Annotated in this window: 18 protein-coding genes and 2 pseudogenes; 18 read left to right on the forward strand and 2 right to left on the reverse strand. The window is 23.6% G+C overall.

All coding sequences use genetic code 4. The features are described from left to right. Positions 1–98: 98 nt before the first annotated feature. From hpt to dnaB, 14 genes and pseudogenes are all read left to right on the forward strand, one after another. The gene (gene hpt, locus ACQH20_RS00085) at positions 99–677 is read left to right on the forward strand and encodes a hypoxanthine phosphoribosyltransferase (RefSeq protein WP_425377067.1); all 579 of its coding nucleotides are present in this window, start codon (positions 99–101) and stop codon (positions 675–677) included. Between the two features lie 133 nt (positions 678–810). Continuing rightward, entirely contained in the window at positions 811–4,038 is a 3,228-nt protein-coding gene (locus ACQH20_RS00090; protein ID WP_425377068.1) for an FtsX-like permease family protein, read from the forward strand. Between the two features lie 96 nt (positions 4,039–4,134). Further along, positions 4,135–5,148, forward strand: a complete 1,014-nt coding sequence (locus ACQH20_RS00095; RefSeq protein WP_425377069.1) for an ABC transporter ATP-binding protein — start codon at positions 4,135–4,137, stop codon at positions 5,146–5,148. A 65-nt stretch (positions 5,149–5,213) separates the two neighbouring features. Further along, positions 5,214–5,693 carry a GNAT family N-acetyltransferase gene (locus ACQH20_RS00100; RefSeq protein ID WP_425377070.1) on the forward strand — a complete coding sequence of 160 codons (480 nt, stop codon included), beginning with the start codon at positions 5,214–5,216 and terminating at the stop codon, positions 5,691–5,693. A gap of 286 nt (positions 5,694–5,979) precedes the next feature. Further along, complete coding sequence (locus ACQH20_RS00105; protein WP_425377071.1) at positions 5,980–7,599, forward strand: lysine--tRNA ligase; 1,620 nt, start codon at positions 5,980–5,982, stop codon at positions 7,597–7,599. 556 nt (positions 7,600–8,155) lie between these two features. Beyond that, positions 8,156–8,329: pseudogene (locus tag ACQH20_RS00110) on the forward strand (helix-turn-helix domain-containing protein); the annotation flags it as partial. A gap of 82 nt (positions 8,330–8,411) precedes the next feature. Beyond that, a pseudogene (locus ACQH20_RS00115) lies at positions 8,412–9,178 on the forward strand (IS30 family transposase); the annotation flags it as partial. A 341-nt stretch (positions 9,179–9,519) separates the two neighbouring features. Then, on the forward strand, positions 9,520–10,119 hold the full coding sequence (locus ACQH20_RS00120; protein ID WP_425377072.1) for a deoxynucleoside kinase: 600 nt from the start codon (positions 9,520–9,522) through the stop codon (positions 10,117–10,119). A gap of 191 nt (positions 10,120–10,310) precedes the next feature. Further along, positions 10,311–10,838: a 30S ribosomal protein S6 gene (gene rpsF / locus ACQH20_RS00125; RefSeq protein WP_425377073.1), complete on the forward strand. Its 528-nt coding sequence runs from the start codon at positions 10,311–10,313 to the stop codon at positions 10,836–10,838. Between the two features lie 30 nt (positions 10,839–10,868). Next, entirely contained in the window at positions 10,869–11,372 is a 504-nt protein-coding gene (locus ACQH20_RS00130) for a single-stranded DNA-binding protein (RefSeq protein ID WP_425377074.1), read from the forward strand. A 12-nt stretch (positions 11,373–11,384) separates the two neighbouring features. Beyond that, a complete protein-coding gene (gene rpsR, locus ACQH20_RS00135) occupies positions 11,385–11,615 on the forward strand; it encodes a 30S ribosomal protein S18 (protein WP_425377075.1) in 231 nt (76 codons plus the stop codon). 188 nt (positions 11,616–11,803) lie between these two features. Next, positions 11,804–13,801 (forward strand): DHH family phosphoesterase, encoded by a 1,998-nt coding sequence (locus tag ACQH20_RS00140; protein ID WP_425377076.1) that lies wholly within the window; start codon positions 11,804–11,806, stop codon positions 13,799–13,801. Positions 13,802–13,832: 31 nt separating this feature from the next. Then, positions 13,833–14,276: a 50S ribosomal protein L9 gene (rplI, locus tag ACQH20_RS00145; protein ID WP_425377077.1), complete on the forward strand. Its 444-nt coding sequence runs from the start codon at positions 13,833–13,835 to the stop codon at positions 14,274–14,276. A gap of 2 nt (positions 14,277–14,278) precedes the next feature. Further along, positions 14,279–15,619 carry a replicative DNA helicase gene (gene dnaB / locus ACQH20_RS00150; protein ID WP_425377078.1) on the forward strand — a complete coding sequence of 447 codons (1,341 nt, stop codon included), beginning with the start codon at positions 14,279–14,281 and terminating at the stop codon, positions 15,617–15,619. Positions 15,620–15,873: 254 nt separating this feature from the next. Here the strand turns inward: dnaB and ACQH20_RS00155 are convergent, their stop codons facing one another. Further along, positions 15,874–16,089 carry an IS3 family transposase gene (locus ACQH20_RS00155; RefSeq protein WP_252319629.1) on the reverse strand — a complete coding sequence of 72 codons (216 nt, stop codon included), beginning with the start codon at positions 16,087–16,089 and terminating at the stop codon, positions 15,874–15,876. Positions 16,090–16,156: 67 nt separating this feature from the next. Further along, positions 16,157–17,173 (reverse strand): IS3 family transposase, encoded by a 1,017-nt coding sequence (locus tag ACQH20_RS00160; protein ID WP_425377079.1) that lies wholly within the window; start codon positions 17,171–17,173, stop codon positions 16,157–16,159. A 6-nt stretch (positions 17,174–17,179) separates the two neighbouring features. Here ACQH20_RS00160 and ACQH20_RS00165 point away from each other — a divergent pair, with 6 nt between their 5' ends. From ACQH20_RS00165 to ACQH20_RS00180, 4 genes are all read left to right on the forward strand, one after another. Next, positions 17,180–17,644, forward strand: a complete 465-nt coding sequence (locus tag ACQH20_RS00165; protein ID WP_425377080.1) for a TIGR02391 family protein — start codon at positions 17,180–17,182, stop codon at positions 17,642–17,644. Between the two features lie 135 nt (positions 17,645–17,779). Next, positions 17,780–17,935, forward strand: coding sequence for a hypothetical protein (locus ACQH20_RS00170; RefSeq protein ID WP_425377081.1), 156 nt, complete (start codon positions 17,780–17,782; stop codon positions 17,933–17,935). Positions 17,936–18,340: 405 nt separating this feature from the next. Continuing rightward, positions 18,341–18,670: a 50S ribosomal protein L31 gene (gene rpmE, locus ACQH20_RS00175; RefSeq protein ID WP_425377082.1), complete on the forward strand. Its 330-nt coding sequence runs from the start codon at positions 18,341–18,343 to the stop codon at positions 18,668–18,670. A gap of 178 nt (positions 18,671–18,848) precedes the next feature. Beyond that, entirely contained in the window at positions 18,849–20,819 is a 1,971-nt protein-coding gene (locus ACQH20_RS00180) for a hypothetical protein (RefSeq protein WP_425377083.1), read from the forward strand. Positions 20,820–20,827: the final 8 nt, after the last annotated feature.

The raw sequence follows: 20,827 nt of genomic DNA on the forward strand, positions 1-20,827 counted from the left end.
AACTTACTATTTTAATATTTTCAATAATGTGTAAGTTTTGTTTTATTTTCTTTTTTTATTTGGTAAATATAATATAAAAAGTAATAAGGAGAAAAACAATGTTGGAAAAACATGAATTAGTAGAAAAAATATTATTAAGTACTGATGTAATTAATAATAAAATTATTGAACTTGCAAAATCAGTTAATAGTTATTATAAAGATAATAAAGAGCCCATTATTTTAGTAGGGATATTAAGAGGATGTTTACCTTTTTTATCACAATTTATGTTAAATCTTAAGATTGATTGTTTGGTTGATTTTATGTATGTAGAGTCATATTTAGGACAAACAAAGGCGGTAAATAAACCAAAAATAAGAATGGATGTTATTAATAATGTTAAGGGTCGTGATTTATTAATTGTTGAAGATATTATTGATTCAGGTAATTCGTTATTTAAAATTCGTGATCATTTGCAAGAACTTGGAGCAAAATCGGTAAAAATAATTACTCTATTAGATAAGAAATGTAAAAGAATTGCTAAAATTGAAGCTGATTGATATGGTTTTGAAGTTCCTGATCATTTTTTAGTGGGATATGGTCTTGATTACGATGAAAAATTGAGAAACTTACCTTATGTTGGTATTGCTGACCTTAATAAAATTGCAATTTTAGAAAAATGTAAAAAAAGTAGTTAAGTAAATAAGTTTAGAAGTTAATAATAATATTAAAATTTTTTTTAATATAGTTCAAATATAATTAGCATTATTTTATTATGATAAAATTATACTATTAACAGTTTTTAAGTTGTATAAGAATATTGGAGTTATAATGAGCAATCTTTTTGTTAATGTTTTAAGAGGAATCAAGAAAAGATTATTACAATATTTAGGTATTATAATACTATTAGTTATTGTAATTTCTACTCTTTCTGCGCTTTATAGTACAGCATCAAGAGCTGAATCGGGTTTTTATACAGTATTAAACAATAGTGGTAAATATGACTATCGTATTAATTTACAATTATTAAGTAATTATAAAGATACTGCTACTGCAACATCAAGAATCCAAACAATTATCAAAAAACAATTTGAAGGTCATCTACATGAATCAGAAATTTATGCACAGATAGATGAAATTAAAGAAAATAATCTTAGAAATAATAGTTTTCCTACCCTTCCTTCGGGAGTAGAAATTAATAAAGATTTTGAAAATTATTTGTTAAACTGAGGATTAAGTTATCAAGGAATATTATTTAATGATATTTTAGAAAACGAAGTTAAAAATGATGAAATTTATAATTTGCAACATTATGAACTTGCTAAATCATTTTTTAAAACTTTTGATTATGAAAACGTTATTTCTCTTAAAAAAATTTATTATTCATTAGAAAATGGATTTAATACTTCAGAAAAAAGTGAATCTTTTGATTTTGCTCCAAAAAGAAATAATATTAATGAAGTTTATATTTCCGAAGGTATTAAACCTATTAATCCATTAGAAGTAGTGATCAATCCTGAATTTGCACGTATTAATAATATTAAAATAAATGATTATATAACAGTTATTGATAAAGATGATATGTTAAAAGTTGTTGGTTTTGGCTATGCTTATTGGGGAATTACTGGTAGTTGTACTGCAACAAATCCTAATCCGACATCTGAAAATACAAGTCCTGTTTATATGTCAAATCAATGGTTTAATAATTTAATAAAAGATTCTACATTTAGAACTAATTTAAATAATATATTTTTATTAAGAGTTAACAATAACGATAGTTATTTTGTTAGTAAGTTAGAAGAACTTTTAATTAAAAGTTTTAGTTTTAGTTTTGGTTCAATTATTAGCAGTGATAGTGAAAATATTCGTTCAGGACAAATTTTAGAGAGTTTTAAAATGGAAAATATAATGTTTACGGCAATTACTCTTGTAGTATTATTAGTTATTATTTTTATCATTATGTCATATGTTAGAAAAGAAATTGATTTACAAAAACCACAGATAGGATTATTAAAAGCTCTTGGTTATAGTAATTTTCAAATTGCTATTAGTTTTGTAATTTTAATATTTTTGATAACATTCATTTCTAGTATTATTGGTTTAGGTATTGGTCTAGGATTACAAATATGATTTAATTTGTTAAATAACATTGGGTTTTTTATGCCATTACCAATACTATTTTTTAGTTGGATAGTATTTATTGTAAGTTTAATAATTATTCCTATTATTTTTATAGTAATTAGTTATATACAATCGGAAACAAAATTACGCGTTAGTCCATTATTATTAATTTATGATAGACCAAGTAATTCAAGTTCTAAACTAATTTCAGTTTTAAAATACCCCTTTCGTTATTGACCATTTAAACAACGTTTAGCAATTGCTTTCACTCTAAAATCGGTTGGAAAACTATTTTTAGTATTTTTTACTTTTATTTTTGTTAGTTTTTTATTACTATTTCAAAGTTCAGCTACTGATTTATTTGATAATAAAATAAACAATTTATATGGATATTACAATAAAGATGTTAAATGAAATACATCAACTTCATCAATGTATACATATACTAATGATTCTAATTTAAGTATTGATAAGCAGGTTTTTGATTGAGTTTCAGAAAAAGATATTGCGAAAGATAAAGAAACCGGTACTAATAAATATCATCAATGAGTAGCTGATGATTTTCATATTGATAATGATAGTAAAGCTAAAAAAATTGAAAGTGTTATTATTAATAATAATTTTAAAGATTATTTTATGAATAGCGAAGAAATTAATATCCTTTATCAAAAAACTAAGACTAAATCTGATTGTGAAGATTTTATTAATCCAAAAAAGATACTACCTGAACCATTAATGGAAATTATTTGTCAAAATATTCATCAAATATTTAATTATATTTTAACAAATACAGGTATTAATCCAAAAATAAACCCGTTGCCTGGTATTAGTTTAGGTTTAAATATTTATAATAATAAGTATTATCCAACTATTGAAATAAATTTAAGACCTCCTAATGAATGAAAAGGACATAATCAAGCCCGCATGCTCGCAAAAAAAAATAAAGCAACAGGACTTTATAATGATCCATATCAAGATTTAGTTTGAAAAAATTGATTTAACTTTAAAGAAGCAAAAAATCGTGATATTGATCCTATTTTTAATAATTCTCATAATTTACAAGCACAAAAAGTTACTTATACTGATAATCAAGGACAAAATATAACAACTACAGCTTATATTTTACCAGCAGTTATTTCAAAAACATTATCAATTTTAAATGATTATAAAATTGATGATCACTTTTTAATGTTAGCAAGTTGATATAATTATACAATTCCAGTAATTTATCAAGTTAAAGGAATTATTGAAAATAATTTAGACAATTCGAATGTTTATATTAATCTTGATGATTTACGAACATCTATTGGATTAATAAAACCTTCCCCGTCAGAAGATCCAAAACCAATATCAGATTCTTTTAATCATTGATTATCTAAAGAGAGCAATATTTTTTCATTAAATTATATAAATATTTTGCAACCATCTGCAGAATATACTAAAGAACAAATATTAGCAAAAAATTTAGAACCTATTAATAAAATACCTTTTATTAATGATTTAGTTAAAAGATTATTAGTTGAAATATTTGATGGAATTAGAACAATTATAAATATTACAAAAATTTTAACATTATTTGCTGTAGCTTTTGTATTGGTAATTATTGTTAATATGATTTTAGATAATAATTTATTAATTATTGCAATGATGAAATCTTTGGGTTATCGTGTAAATGAAATTAACAGATTGATTATTGGCTCCTATATTATTGCTTTATTGGTTGCTTTTATTTTAGGTACTATTATTTCTTATGTTGTGTGAAATATTATTACTTTAATTATTGCAACTAAAGCAGGCGTTGTTTTTAATGTGGCTGCTAATCTAGTTACAATTTTATCTTGTTTTGGAATGGTATTTTTAATAATGGTTATTGGTTATGCTGTTGGCTTATATTTAATTAAATACAAACCAGTAACAGCTTTATTACAAGGAAGTTAAAATATTTTTTAAGCATTTCTATATAAATAAGATAAAGTAATTGATAAAATGATTGTGTTATTTATAAAAGCATGGAATTAAAAAGGAGAAATGATTATGAAAAAAGATAATAAGGAAATTAAAAAAGATGATAAAGACATTGGAAGTAAACAAGTAACTAAAAATAAGTTAGAATCTAGTTTTACAAAGAAGTCAGTATCTAAAATCGAAGGTACAATACCACCAGTAACTCATAAATCTCATGATAAACCAGAATCAAAGGAAGAAATAGAAGCTAATAAAGCTAAATTGCAAGCTTTTAAAGATAATCAAAAAGCAATTAAAAAATTAACAAAAACTCATTCAAAAGAAATTTTAGCAGGTAAAATTATATCAATGACTAATAATAATCCTGATACTCAAACTAATGTTATTGAATTATTTGATGTTAAAAAATCTTACTTAACTGGAGACTTAGAATATGAAGTATTAAAAGGAGTTAATTTAAAAATTAAATTAGGTGATTTTGTTGTTATCTTAGGACCATCGGGAAGTGGTAAGACAACATTATTAAATATTATTTCGGGATTGGATAAACCTAATACAGGTGATGTTTTTGTGGCAGGATATAATTTATCTTTATTAAAAGATAGTCATTTAACTAAATTTAGACGAGATAATGTTGGTTTTATTTTTCAACAATACAATTTATTAACTAACTTAACTGCTCGTGAAAATGCTGAAGTTGGTGAAAATCTTGCTAAAAATAAAAATATGAGTATTGATGATATTTTTCAAGTTATTGAAATGGATGAACATATGAATAAGTTTCCAAGTCAATTATCAGGTGGACAACAACAAAGAGTATCGATTGGTAGAGCACTAGCAAAAAATCCGACAATTTTATTTTGTGATGAGCCAACAGGAGCACTTGATGAGGAAATGGGGCGTAAGGTGTTAGAAATTTTATTGGATGTTAATCAAAAATATAAAACATCAATTATTATGGTTACTCATAATCCTAACTTCCAATATGTTGCAAATACTGTTATTAACGTTAAAAATGGTAAAATTATTAGTGTAAAGAATAATGAAAAACCAATGAAACCAAGTGAAATAAATTGAAGTTAATATTATTAATTAAATAAACTAACAAATTGTTAATAGAAAAAATATCATAACAAAGGAGTAAAAATATGATATTTTTTGAAACCCCTAGATTAAAAATTAGACAGTGAAAAGATAGTGATTTAGATGAACTTGTTTTATTAAATTCTGATAAAGATGTCATGAAATATTTTTCTAGTACATTATCAAAAGATGATACAGAAAAATATTTTTTGAAAATTAAAAATAATTTAAATAATAATGGATTTGGTTTTTATGCTGTTGAATTTAAAAAAGACAATAAATTTATTGGTTTTATTGGTTTTAGCGAAATTGATTTTATTGTTGATTTTAGACCATGTATTGAAATTGGTTGGCGTTTTAAAAAAAGTGTTTGAGGTCAAGGAATAGCAACAGAAACAGCTAAAGAATGTTTAAAATATGCAAAAAACAATTTAAAATTAACTGAAATTTATAGTTTTACTAGTATATTAAATATTAAATCAGAAAATGTAATGAAACGAATAGGTATGAAAAAAAAAAGAATTTTATCATCCAAAAATAAATAAAAGTGATATTTTAGCAAAACATATTTTATACAAAATTAATATTTAGAAAATAAAAAATGTTTAATAAATTATCTCTAATTTTTATAGATATCTATTAGTAGAAATATTTAAATTAAACTTTAATCCTTATTATAAATATAAGGGTTTTATTATAAAATTTAAAATTAATTGTTGACAGTAGAATTTGGTATTGAAAATTGATATCATTATGTATAAACCTAAACAATCTTATTTAATTTATTTTTTTTATTTTAAATACTTATTTTAAATACAAAGGATGAAAACAATGAAAGAAACTAAACTTGAAATTAATGGACGTATTTTGACAGAGCAAGAAGCATTAAGATATCAAAAAATACAAGATTTATATAAGCAAAATTATGATATTTATGGGCGTAATTGAGAAAGAAATTATAATTGTGAAACTTTAAATAGCAAATTTAGAAATAAAAATAAAGAAGAGTTAGCAAAATTTGTTGCTAATTTACCTAATGATCAAATTAAAATGGCAGGTAGATTAATGACAAAAAGAGAAATGGGAAAGGCTTCAATCTTTGCTCATTTGCAAGATCAAACAGGTAAATTTCAAATTTATTTAAAACCAGAATATGTTAATCAAAAAAATTTTGAATGATTTGCAGAATATGCAGATTTAGGCGATTTTTTTGGTATTAAAGGTAAAGTTATGAAAACCAATAAAGGAGAACTAACAGTTCAAGTCTATGATATTGTAATGTTATCAAAAGCACTTAGACCTTTACCAGATAAATTTCATGGTTTAACAGATATTGAAGAACGTTATCGACGAAGATATGTAGATTTAATTATGAATCAAGAAACTAAAAAAACATTTTTACAACGTACACAAATTATTAATGAATTAAGAAGTTTTTTAAATAATAAAGGTTATTTAGAAGTTGAAACACCTATTTTACAAGAAGTATATGGTGGTGCTGCCGCTAAACCTTTTATTACTCATCATAATACATTAAAAACCGATTTATATTTACGAATTGCTACTGAATTACATTTAAAAAGATTAATAGTTGGTGGTTTTGAAAAAGTTTATGAAATTGGTAGATTATTTCGTAATGAAGGTATGAGTAAAAAACATAATCCAGAATTTACAACTATTGAAATTTATGTTGCCTATCAAGATATGAAATATATGATGGATTTAACAGAGTCTTGTATAAAACATTTAATTAATATAGTGCATAATAAATTAACATTAGAATATGATGAAAATATATTAAATTTTGAAAAGTCATGAAAAAAAATTAGTATGATTGATTCAATTAAAAAAGCTATGATCAAAGATGAAGAGTTTACTAAAATTTTCCAAGAAATTAGTGATATGATTTTAAAATATCATAATATTGAAGATGATAATATTAGAAATATTGAAAAAAATAAAACATTTAAACTTATATTAAAACTTGCAAAAAATTATAAACTTCATATTCCAGATCATTATAATAGTACTGGTCATATTATTAATTTATTTTTTGAATCTTTTGTTGAAGAAACTTTAATTCAACCTACTTTTATTTTTGATTATCCAATTGAAATTTCACCACTTGCTAAATTAAATAAAAATAGTAAAGAGTTTACTGATCGTTTTGAATTATTTATTGCTGGTAGAGAATATGCAAATGCTTATTCGGAACTAAATGATTCTTTGCAACAATATAATCGTTTTGAAGAGCAAGTCAAAGAAAAAAAAAGTGGTAATGATGAAGCAGCAACTATGGATTTAGACTTTGTTGAAGCATTGGAGTATGGTATGCCACCAACAGGTGGATTGGGCATTGGTATTGATCGTTTGGTTATGTTAATAACTGGTCAAAATAGTATTAAAGATGTATTATTATTTCCACATATGAAACCCAGAACTGAAAAATAATTTTTGTGATAAATTTTTATTATATAAACATATAATAGTAATTTATCTTTTTTTTAAAAAAAGATAAATTAATTAGTTATAATCAAGATAGTTCTTTAGAATAAGGAGCTTTTTATTGTTATTAACACAAAAAAATTGAAAAATATAAGTTTTCAAACCCATTGTTTTATTTAAAAACAATTGGTTTTTTTATTTTATAAATAAAATTTAGGAGAATAAGATTTATGCCTTGATTTAATGAATTAATAAAAAAAAATTAGAAATTATCCTTTAACTGATGAAAATTTAGACGAAGTTGTTGAAACTTTTAAGAATTTTTTTAAAGAATACAATGAAAAAGAAAATTTTTTTTCTAATTCAGAAGATACTGATTTTGAAAACCCAAGTACATCAGCACCATTAACTCAATTAAAAGAAAATAAAAAAACTGATTTAGATAAATTAATTAAAGAATTAAGAAATGATTTAAAACCTGAATTGTAAAATTAAAAAGGACATTTATATAAAAATTAAATTGTGTTAATTCTATAATTAAAAAAAGAAAGAAATTAGCACAATGTATAAGTATCTGACTATTGAATCAATAATAGCAATAAAAGAATATAAAAGTTATGAATTTTCAATTCGTAAAATAGCAAAAGCTGTTGATTATAGTAAATCAACTGTACATAGAGTTTGCAGATTATTAAATCAAAACTTATTACCATTAGAAATATTGAATCAAATTCAAAATGTGGGAATTTTCTAAAAACTGTGTTTTTTAAATAAATTTTAGTTGTAAAATCACTAAGTTACACAGATTGCTGGAAAGTCCCCAAAATGCAGGTAGAAAATTAATAATTTTAACTTTAACAGAAATTAATACTATTAATTATTTGTTAATTACTAAAAATTATGTGCTTGATATAATTGCTAATTTTTTAAAGGAAAATAAAATAAAAAGTATTTCAACAAAAACTTTATATAACATGTTTAAAACAAATCGAATGGGTTTTGATGAAAATAACTTATTGAGAAAAGAAAAAAATAAACCTCATAAACGAAAAGAAACTAGAGGACGAATTAATAATTGTAAATCTATTAATGAAAGAAATTTAATCATTCCTAATATTAAAAATATACAAGAATTTGGTCATTTAGAGGGTGATACTATCATTGGTAAAGATCATAAAAGTTCTATTATTACTTTAGCTGATATATGATCAAAAACCACAATTCCTTTAGTTTCTAAAAATCATAAAGCAGAAAATATTACAAAAAGTATAATAAAATTTATTTCAAAGTTACAAAAAGGAACAGTTAAAACTATTACTTTTGATCGTGGTAAAGAATTTAGTAAATGAAAATTAATCGAAAAAATTTGCAATGTTAAGATTTATTTTGCAGATCCTGGGGCAAACCTTGTCAAAGAGGTTTAAATGAAAATAATAATGGTATTTTAAGAAGATATTTACCAAAATCTACAGATCTATCTTTATATAAACAAAAAGACTTAAATGCTATAGCATTTCAAATTAATTCTACACCCAGAAAATCACTATCTTATAAAAGCCCAATAGACTTAATACAATTATTTTAAAAACTGTCCCATTTGTCCCATTTATATTTACTAAATTCAGGAATAAGTTTAAAAATAATAATATGGAAGTTAACTAAAAATAATAGATTTAAGTTAGAGTAAAATTTATATGTTATGATAAATATAGTTATTAAAGGGTGTATAGAATCAAGAAAGTGTATTATCAATAATTTTAAAAATACAATTGATATTACGTTAATCTTTGAAAATATAAGGAATAAGTTTTAATAAAAAAAGTAAAATTTAATTTATTAAATGTTTTTTAAAATTTTTTATTTGGAGGGAAAAAATTTATATATTAAGATAAATTAATTGTAATCATATATTATGGGAGGCAAAAAATGAAAATTGTATTATCTGGTGTAGTTGGTGTTGGTAAGAGCACTATTAGTAGAGAATTAGCAAAATTATTAAAATATAAAATTATGGACGAGCCAGTTACTAGTAATCCCTATTTAGAAGATTTTTATCAAAATCCTTTAGAATATGCTTTTAAAATGCAAGTATTTATGTTGATGGCACGAAGTAAACAATTAAAAGAAGCACAAAATTTTAACAATGTTATTTTTGATCGCAGTATTTTAGAAGATCCTATTTTCGTTGAAGTATTAAAAGCTCAAAACAATATGAATGATAGAGATTATGAAGTGTATTTAAATTTTTATAATAATGTTATTATTTCATCACTTTATTTTGATCCACAAATTAAACCTGATTTAATTGTCTATTTAAAAGCAAATCTTGAAAACACAATTGAACGCATAAACCTTCGTGGTCGTGAATCAGAAAAACATGTACCTCATGAATACTGAAGTTTATTAAATAAAAAATATGAACAGTGATATGAAAAAGAAAAAAATAACTTTAATTTTTTAGTAATTGACACTAATGATTTAACTCCTAAGGAAATAGTGCAAAAAATAATTGATTATATAAAATAAAATTTCTTATTGAAATCAAATTTTTATTTAGTCATTTTTTCTCATGTTATATTAATAATTATTGTTATTTTTCCTTTACTTTAAAGGTAATTACGTTATAATATTGTATGAGTCAAATATTTAAAAATCAAACTTAATATATTTACTCCTTGCTCATCAGAGCCATATGCCCAAAAGGAGGTCTTCGAACATTGGAAGATTTAAAGCAAAAGCATAATTATGAAATTATGTACATCATTGATGATCAAAATCAAGAAAAAGCACAATTAATTAAAAAAGAATTTTGTGAAATTTTAACTAAAAATGCTGGAAAAATTACTAAAGAACAAGATTCTATTCGTCAATTTGCTTATCCTATTAACAAAAAAGTTAAGGGTCATTATTTTATTATTGAAGTGTTAACTTCACCAGAAAACATTGCTAACTTTAATCGTGTAGCTTTAAATAAACAAAGACAATTAGACGTAATGCGTTTTTTGGTTATTAATTTAGATAGTGAAAAAATTAATAAGTTTAAACCAAAACGCCAAGTAGAATCTACTTCTTTCTCTCGACCAACAAGACCAGGAAATCGTCCTTCTTATAATCGTGATGAAAATGGTGAAAGAAAACCAAGACCAATCGCTGGTACTGAGTCATCTTATCGTACAAAAACTAATTACCAAAATTCAAAAACAAATACTAATAATAATGCATCGAATACTGAACAAAAAGATTAATAAAATCTAAGTTAAAAGTGAGGATAAAAAATGAATATTGTTACATTAATTGGTAGAATCACTCGTGATTTAAAGTTACATCAGACTTCAACAGGAAAACCTTTTACTTTTTTTACACTTGCAGTTAATAATATTCAAAATCAAGCTGATTATATTTCGTGTGTGGCTTGAAATAAAGTTGCTGAAAATATGACTAATTATTTAGTTAAAGGTTCTTTAATTTCAGTTTCAGGAAGACTGTCAGTAAGAAAATCAACAGATCAAAATGGAAAAGAACTATATATTACTGAAGTGGTTGCACAAACTGTTACTTTTTTAGATAATCGTAAAAAAGATAGTAGTGGTAATAACACTAATATTAATTATTCAAAACCAAGAGATGAAAATAAAATTCATTTAGATAATGCTTTTAAAAGTCTTAATTATAGTACTGATATTGCCTTTACTAATACTAATCAGCTTCAAGAAAAAGAAGCGGCTATTCAAAATATAGAATTTGATGAAGAAGATATCATTTGAGATTTAAATAATTAAAGGAGGATAATTATGAACACTGGTAAACCAAGAAATTTTACAAGAAGAAAATTTTGTTTTATTACTAAAAATAATATTACTTATATTGATTATAAAGATATTGAATTACTAAGTAAATTTATGGGTAATAATAACAAAATTTTGCCAGCAAGAACAACAGGTACTAATCCAAAGTATCAACGTTTAATTGCTAAAAATATAAAACGTGCCCAAATCATGGGATTATTAAAATATTCAAGATAAAAAAATTGAGTAAGTTTACAAATCTTACTCAATTTTTATTTATTTTTATCTTAAAAATATTTTATTTTAAATAATAGTTTAAAATTAAAATAAAAAGACTTTAATAGTATTATATTACATAAAAGATAATGGCTGTTTTTAATATTAGTGTTATAGTATAATTAATAATATTAGAAGGAAGTGACAAAGTGTTCAAATCGTTAAGAAATTATCATTTAATAATGATTGTTTGATTAGTAGTTGAAATTTTAATTGGCTTGACTTATTTTATTGTTAATATTGAGACAGCAGAACAAGTGGTCACTATTACTGTAATTTTAAGTTTAGTTTTAGGTAATTTTATTATTGTTTGTCTTTATATTTTTCTATTTAGTTTATGAATTCGTCATCGTTATATTAACACAGCTGAAATCATAAAATTAAATAATGCACAAGCTTTAACTTTTGGTAGTGTTGGTATGATTGTTTTAGATAGTGATTTATCAATTATGTGAGTAAGTGAATTTTTAGAAGATAAAGGTTTAGGTAGATTAATTGGAAAATCAATTGTTAAACTATCAAGAGATTTAGAACAATTAATTAGTAATAATATTACTCAAATTACACTTAAAATTGAAGATATGCTTTATGATGCTATTTATTTAGTACAAACTAGAACAATTTTGTTACAAGAAACAACTAAATATCATTTCTTATATAATAAATTGCAGCAAGAAAAATTAGTTTTTGGTGTAATTAGTATTGATAATTTTTATAATTCTTTACAAAAATTAAGAGTTGAAAATCAAATTCGTGTTGAAGCATTTATTAAAACTGAATTAAATGATTTTGCTAATAATTATTCAGGTTTATTATTAGGTAATATTGAAGATGGTTACAATATTTTACTTTATCAAAATGAATTTAATAAAGCAAGAAATGATAACTTTCCACTTATTAAAAATATTCGAGAAGGTGTTAAAAAATTTAAAGCAGATATTACGTTATCTGCTGGTTTCTCTTATGGTAATGCTATTAGTAAAGATCTATATGATTTGGCTATTGAAAGTAAAGAATTAGCAGTTTATCGTGGTGGTGATCAAGTAGTTATTCGTGAATTTGGTGGTAATACAGTTTTTATTGGAGGTACTATTGAAGCAAAACAATCAGAATCTAAAATTAATATTAGAATGTTTGCACAATCATTATATAATGAAATAAAATTAGCAGAAAACATTTTAGTTATGGGACATGCGGCTGCTGATTTTGATAGTATTTCTTCAGGAACAGCTATTATTGAAATTGCTAAAAGCTTAAATAAAAGTGCTCATTATGTTATTAATCAAAATGAAGTTGATGAAAAAACATTAAAAATTCTTCATGAACTTGTTCCTGAAAGTTATATTGGTCGTAATTTTATTACAGGTAAACAAGCACTTAAATTTCTTCATGCAAATACTTTATTAATTGTTGTTGATACTCATAATCCACAACGTGTTGATAGTCCTAATTTATTAAGTAAAGCTGTAAAAATTATTGTTATTGATCATCATCGTGTTTCTGATGAATCAATTAGTAGCACCATTACTTCTTATATTGATGCAGGAACTTCTTCAACAGCTGAAGCAATGACAGAAATTATTTATTATAATGATTTTAATAATATTGAATCAGAATTTTTATGAAATATAATGTTTGCAGGTATTTTAATTGATACTAATAATTTCCAAGTAAGAACAACAAGAAGAACTTTTGAAGCCTGTGGATTATTAACTGATTGAGGAGCTTCTCCTTCTAAAGTTAAAGGATTATTGAAAAATAGTTTAAATGAACTAATTGATAAATTTGCTTTAATTAGTCATGCCCAAGAAATTAAAAAAGGATTTTTAGTTGCTGTTGGTGATGAAAACTTAGAAGTACATACTTCATATTTAGCCCAAATTTCAGAAATGTTGTTAGACTTACGTGATTGTAAAGCATCATTTACTATTGCTTATGATCGTCAAGGACGTGCTTGTTTATCAGCACGAAGCAACGGTGAAATAAATGTTCAAATTATTTGTGAAAACTTAGGTGGTGGTGGTCACTTTAGTGCTGCTGCTGTCCAAAGTAGTAAATTGGGAATTAGAGCATTGTATGATGAATTGGTAAAATTAATTGAAAGTGGCGTATATCAAAGCGAGAGTGTTACTACTAAAAGGTATTAAAATTATTAAAATAGAAAGTGAGATGTTTACAATGAAAGTTGTCCTTTTAATGGATGTTAAAAATTATGGTAAAAAAGGTGAAGTTGTTAATGTTAGTGATGGTTATGGTAAAAATTATTTATTACCTAGAAAATTAGCTGTAATTGCTACATCAGAAGCATTAAAAATTAATCAAAAAGTAATTGAAAATAAAAAAATACAACGAGAAATGGAATTAGAAGATTTACAAAAAATTAAAGAAAAATTAGCTTTAATTACTTTACAATTTAAATTAAAAAGTAATAATGGTAAAGTTTCTGGTGCTATTTCTTCAAAACAAATTTGTGAACAACTAGTGCAAAAATATAACATTAAAATTGATAAACATAAATTTGTTAAATTTAATCCTATTAATGAATTAGGTATAACTAACATTAATATTAAATTAGATGTTGCAATTATTGCACAATTAAAGGTTGAAGTTTTAGGAGAATAATTATGTCTAACAATGGTCAATATATAAATAATGCAGAAGTTAATGTTTTAAGTGCAATGATTCAATCATCACCAGCATGTGAAAGTGCATTAAATTTATTGGCACCACATGATTTTACAATTAATTCTAATCAAATTATTTTTAAAACAATTACCAATCTTTATAAAAATAATTCTGGTATTGATATAACAACTATTGCCGAAGAATTAGTTAAGCAAAATAATTTGGATAAAATTGGTGGAATTGAATATTTATCTTCTTTAGTGGCTCAATATATTACTGATGCTAATTTAAAAGAACACATTGATATTTTGATTGAAAGAACTACTAAACGACAATTAGAAAATGCTTTAAAAAATATAGGTAAAGAGTTACAAAGTGAAAAGTCAATTAATGAAGTTTTAATTGCTGCTGAAGCTCAAATTGTACAAGTAAGTAGTGAACGTAATCATGAAGAGATGTTGCCAATTAGTGAACACATTGATGATGTGGTAACTAAAATTGAACAACTACAAAAATCAACAGTTAATATTACTGGTACAAGTTCAGGTATTAACAATTTGGATATGATTACTAGTGGTTTTCAGCGAGGTGACTTAATTATTTTAGCAGCTAGACCTTCAATGGGTAAAACCGCCTTAGCACTTAATTTTGCTTTAAATGCTGCTAATCAACAAGATAATAAAAACGATGTTGTTGTTATTTTTTCATTAGAAATGCCAAAAGATCAATTAATTACAAGAATGATTTCTTGTCAAGGACATTTTGATGCTAATCGTTTACGTAATAAGTCTAAATTTACACAGGCTGATTGAAATCGTATTAGTGCTACTGCTGAGCAATTGAAACAAAAAAGAATTATTATTGATGATACACCTGGTTTAAGAGTTTTAGAGTTGCAAACTAAATTAAGAAAATTAAGTCGTGAAAATAGCATTAAGTTAGTAATTATTGATTATTTACAGTTATTAACTGGTAGAGATAGTGAATCACGTCAACAAGAAGTTTCAAATATTTCTCGTAGTTTAAAAATTTTGGCAAGAGAATTAAGAGTACCAATTGTTTGTTTATCACAATTATCAAGAATGGTGGAGAGACGTGAAGAAAAACGTCCTTTAATGTCTGATTTACGTGAGTCAGGGGCTATTGAACAAGATGCTGATGTAATTATGTTTTTATATCGTGATGATTATTATAAGGAAAAAAATAGTGAAGAAACAACAAGTTCACAAGAAAGTAATCTTGCTGAAATTCTTATTTCTAAACATCGAAACGGCCCAACAGGAAAAGTAGTAACTGTTTTTATTCCAAAATGAGGTAAGTTTGAAAATTATACAGGATAAAAATAATAAAAAACCTAAAATTTAATTTTAGGTTTTTTTAAAAGAAGTTAATAAATTATTAGGGACTTTCCAGCAATCTGTGTAACTTAGTGATTTTACAACTAAAATTTATTTAAAAAACACAGTTTTTAGGAAAGTCCCTTTTATTGGATTTAAACTTTTAAATAGTTTTCCTTTATTATCACTAATTTTAGTTCCAGCGTAATTGAACTTGTCAAGAAAAGTGGACAATAAAAGTAACCTTTTATTAAATTTTATAAAATAGCATTTGTAAGTGTTAAATTTATAGGTATGAAGTAATTATTTGTTGGTTTGGAATGAGCTAATCGATATTCGATTGGACTCATTCCTTTTAATTTTATTTGAGGTCGATAATTATTATAAAAGTAAATATATTTAGGTAAGTTGTCTTGTATTCATTCAATAGTTCTATTTTTTCTTGGAATTTGATATAGAAATTCTGTTTTCATTGTTCCAAATCAAGTTTCAGTAGCACCATTATCACAAATTACGGGACTTTCCTAAAAACTGTGTTTTTTAAATAAATTTTAGTTGTAAAATCACTAAGTTACACAGATTGCTGGAAAGTCCCGGAATTTTAGACATTGAAATTTTTATTTTTAATTCATCACATAAAATTTTATAAGAAGGATTTGTATAGTGAAATCCTTGATCTGATTGTAAAATTCATGAAGTAGGTTTTTGAGCATTAACTCAAGCTTGGATAATGTTTTGAACAACAAATGTCATGTCTAAACTTGCACTTATTTTATAATCTAATATTTCATTATTATGAAAATCTTTAACAATTGATAAATAATATGTTTTACCATTAGTTAATAAATAAGTTATATCAGTACCTAATTTTTCATTTAAATTAGTAGTTGAAAAATCACGTTTTAATAAATTATCATATCTTAAACTTCCTGATTTAGTTCTATAATCAATTTTTTTTATGCGAACCTTAGCTTTTAAACTCATATTTTTCATATATCTATATACAATATGAAATTTTAATTTTAAATTATAAATTTTGTTAATTCATAAAGTTATCATTTTATAACCATAAATTTCTTGAAATTCATAAAAAATATTTTTAATTATATTAGCTAAAAATGTATCTCATTTATTAAATTCATTCATTCCATTCTTAATTCACTTATAATATTCTGATTTTGAAACATTTAATAATCAACATAAATAACTAATCTGATATTTTTTCTTCAATGAGAAAATCACAAAATATTTCTTCTTTTTTGTCGATTTTTCTAAATACTTTTTTATATCGTTCATTGCCTCAATATATTCAATTAATTCTTGTTTTGTCATTTCATTAAAATTTAAAGATTTGGGTCGACCTGTTCTTTTGGTTTTTTTAGCACGAATTCCATTGCCATATTCTAAACCTTTTTCACCTAATAATTTATATGCTTTAATTCATTCTTTTATTGATGATCGACCAATACCATACTCTAATGCGGTTTTATCAATTGTTTTAATTTTACTTATTTTTATTATTTTTAACTTTTCTTCTTTTGATAGTCATTTAGCCATAAAAAAATGAACACCTTCCTTAAAGTATTTTTAACACAAAGGTTACAATTCTGTGTCTACTTTATTCTAGATGTTCAAGAAGCGGATAAAGATTTTTATTATCATGTAGTAGACCAAGTTGCTAAACATTTGGAAGAAAAAATAAAAAATCACCTTTATTTAAATATTGGTGATGAAAATAAAAAAGCTTGAAATCTCTTAGAAGAATTTGTAGAGATAAGAGAAAAACAAAGACCTACTTTTATAACCAATAATTATACTATCTCAAATAAATCACAGGCATACTCTTCCAAGGATTATCAAAATGGATATGTGCTCTACATTAAAGGAATTTTAAAATTTGTAAGAAATGTATATGCTCATACATCAAGAAAAAATATGAATGATATAACAAAAAATGAAGCTTTATCATTATTGATAATTTTGTCTAAAGCATATAATTTTATAGATTCTCTAAAGAGAATTATTTAAAATTAACTTTTACCTCACTTAGAGTTAAACCTTTAAGTGGGGTATTTTTTTATTTAGTTAGTAAAATTAATGTAGTATTAATTAATTTTTAAAAGCAGAATAGGAAATTGATATCAATACAAGAACAAATTAGTATTGTTTTTATCACAAAAATTAGTTGATGTTTTTAAAAGAGCATTAGAAGATTTAAAGTTCGAATATGAAGATAAAGAAACATTCCATTCAAAATCAAAAAAAGGAAAATTAATAATATCTTTGGTGATTTTAACTTATAGCCATCAATCGATATAAACATTGAGATAAATATAAATATCATTATGTTTATCTTTCTAATTTAGCATTAGGTATTAAAAAATATCAAAGTATTACTAATCATTTACAAATTGAAATTTTATCTTTAATTACTGAAAATAAATATTTTTTATTGTATTTAATTAACTGAAAAATGTATTAGTTGTGTAAATAATATTTTTTTATTCATATAAAAACAATTTTTAAGTTTTAGATTTCAATAGAATATATAATTTAAAAAAATTCATGATATCTAGTTAATTGAATTAGAACACATTTTTACAACATAATCTACCAAAATAAAAACTTTATCTATCATTAATATTTATTTGCTTTTTTATATTGTTAATGATATTATTTTTAAGTACTTTTTATTAATAGTAATTTTATAAGTGAGGTGAAACCATGGCAAAAGCAAGCATCCATCCAGATTATTCTCAAACTAAAGTAACATGTATAACATGTAGCAATAATTTTATAAGTGGTTCAACTAAGGGTAAAGAAATCCGTGTTGATACATGTTCAAGTTGTCATCCATTTTATACTGGAAAACAATCATTTGTTTCAGCAAAAGGAAGAGTTGAACGCTTTAATACAAAAGCAAGCAAACAAGTTGAAACAAAATCAAAAACTGTTGAAATAAATAAAGCAAAACCACAAAATACTAAAACTATTGTATTAGAAACAGCAAAAGATGTTCTAAAACTAACTGATACTAAACAAGTTAAAAAATAATTTTAATTAAACTAGAAACTAATAATAGTTTCTTTTTTTTATACTCTAAAAATAAAATTATTTACAGACATATTTAGCATTAATTAAGTTAAAATATTGTATGTATACAACCCAATAAATATAGAATATAATTTTAATAGTATATGAAATAAAAAACTTTAAGGTAGGGAATGGTTTTATGGAAAAATCATCTGATTTTAATAAATTGGTAATAAGTAAAGGTATTAGATATAATACTGAGCAAACTAGTAACTTTAATTTTAGTATTATTAATTTATCCGTTGAAAAAGCCGTAAAAGATTGAAGTTTTGAAGGAAAATATCCTAGTTGCTTGGCAATTTTTAGTAATGATGAAGATAATATTGAAAAATTAATTAATGCTCTAGCAGGTTCTTCTGCTATTATGGAGGGTAAAATTTTCATTGATGATATTGATGTTTCTTATAATAGTATTGGTTTTGAACGAAAAATGGCTTATGTTAGTATGCATTTACAGAGTTGAAATAAATTATTTAGTATTCAACGTAACTTAGCAAGAACAGCAATTACTAATAAACCCTTTTTACAAGAAATAAGCAATATTAATCAAAAAATTAAGACTGATATTGAAAACTTAAAAAATACAGGTTTAAATTTAGACAGTGGTTATTTTAAAGAAAAATTAATTAATATTATTAAAAATTTTATTAATGAAACACAAAGCACTCGTAATAATTTTATTAAAGAATATCAATATCAAATTAATCATTTTCATAAAAACTTTGCTCAAGAGAAATTTAATTTTGCTGGAAGTGAAAAATTAACAGATATTCTAATTAAAAAATTTACTGCCGAAGAAAAAAATATTATTGCAAATAATAACTTATTATTTTTACAATCTTTGCAAGATCGTATTTCTAGTTTGGAAAGTTTAGTGGGACCATGTTTTTGTGGATGTAATCCACCAAAAGAAAGAAAATGAGAATTTCAACTACGAGAAATTAGTTTTGTTATTAAAGAAATAAATAATTATTTAAATAGAGAGATTAGTACTACTAGAAGTGAAATTAGAACTACGTTAAAAACTTGTAACAATCATAATCAAAATTTTAATAGCGAACTTAATCATTTAGTTTCATATCAACAAATTAAATGTACTCGTAGTCAAATTGATCAAATTTTAGACCAGTGAATTGACTTAGCAGAAGTACAAAGAATTAAATTTAATATGAAACAAGATTTTGTGGCAATGCAACTTTTACCAGATGAAATGCATTTACTTTTAAAAAATATTAAAGATGAAATTAAAATTTATCATGATAAAATTTTAAAAAATCCACAGTTACAAGATAAAGAAACATATCAACAACAATTACAAACTTTATATTCACAGTTAATTGATGTCCGTGATTTAATTAGTGAAAATATTGTTATGATATTTAAACATTTAGAACTAAGTCATTTATTGTCACTACGTTTAACACAATTAACAATAGTAGAGCGACAAATAATAAAAATCATTCAACAATTAATTGTACCTACTAAAATTTTAATTTTACATAACCCATTTGAACTTTTAAATGTTGATAATAAAAAACAATTAGCAAATTGAATTAAAAAATTACAAAAATTTTTGAAAATAATTATTATTTTTACAACTAATAATCAAGTTGATATTAATTTATTAGCGACTAATGTTACTGTTATTGAAAATGAAATAATTATTCAACAAGGAAATGTTAGTGAAATGACTGATAAACCATTATCTTTAAATTTATTGAAAGAAATAAATGAACAGCATATTAATATTGCAAAGGGAGAATGAAATGCTCATAATTTATATTTTTATAATGTAAATTTAGGTAAGTTTGATGTTAAAACTGCTTCTACTATTGCTTTTAAATCAAATGCCATTTTGTTTAGTGCAAAGAAACCACGATTTACTTTTTTAAAAAATTCAATTATTATTAATGGTGTTATTAAAAATATTACTAAAGTTGATGATAAAAAAGCATATTTATTGGTTGAAACTACTAAATCAGAACAATTTGAAGTTTTAACAAATAATAATGATAATTTAGAAGTGGGAACTGTTGGTTGAATTAGTATTACTAAAAATTCAATTTTTGTTTTTGATGATGAAACAAAGCAATTAATTGGTACATGATAGAAAGGATA

The sequence above is a fragment of the Spiroplasma endosymbiont of Aleiodes alternator genome, assembly GCF_964031135.1.
Taxonomy (GTDB): domain Bacteria; phylum Bacillota_I; class Bacilli_A; order Mycoplasmatales; family VBWQ01; genus Spiroplasma_E.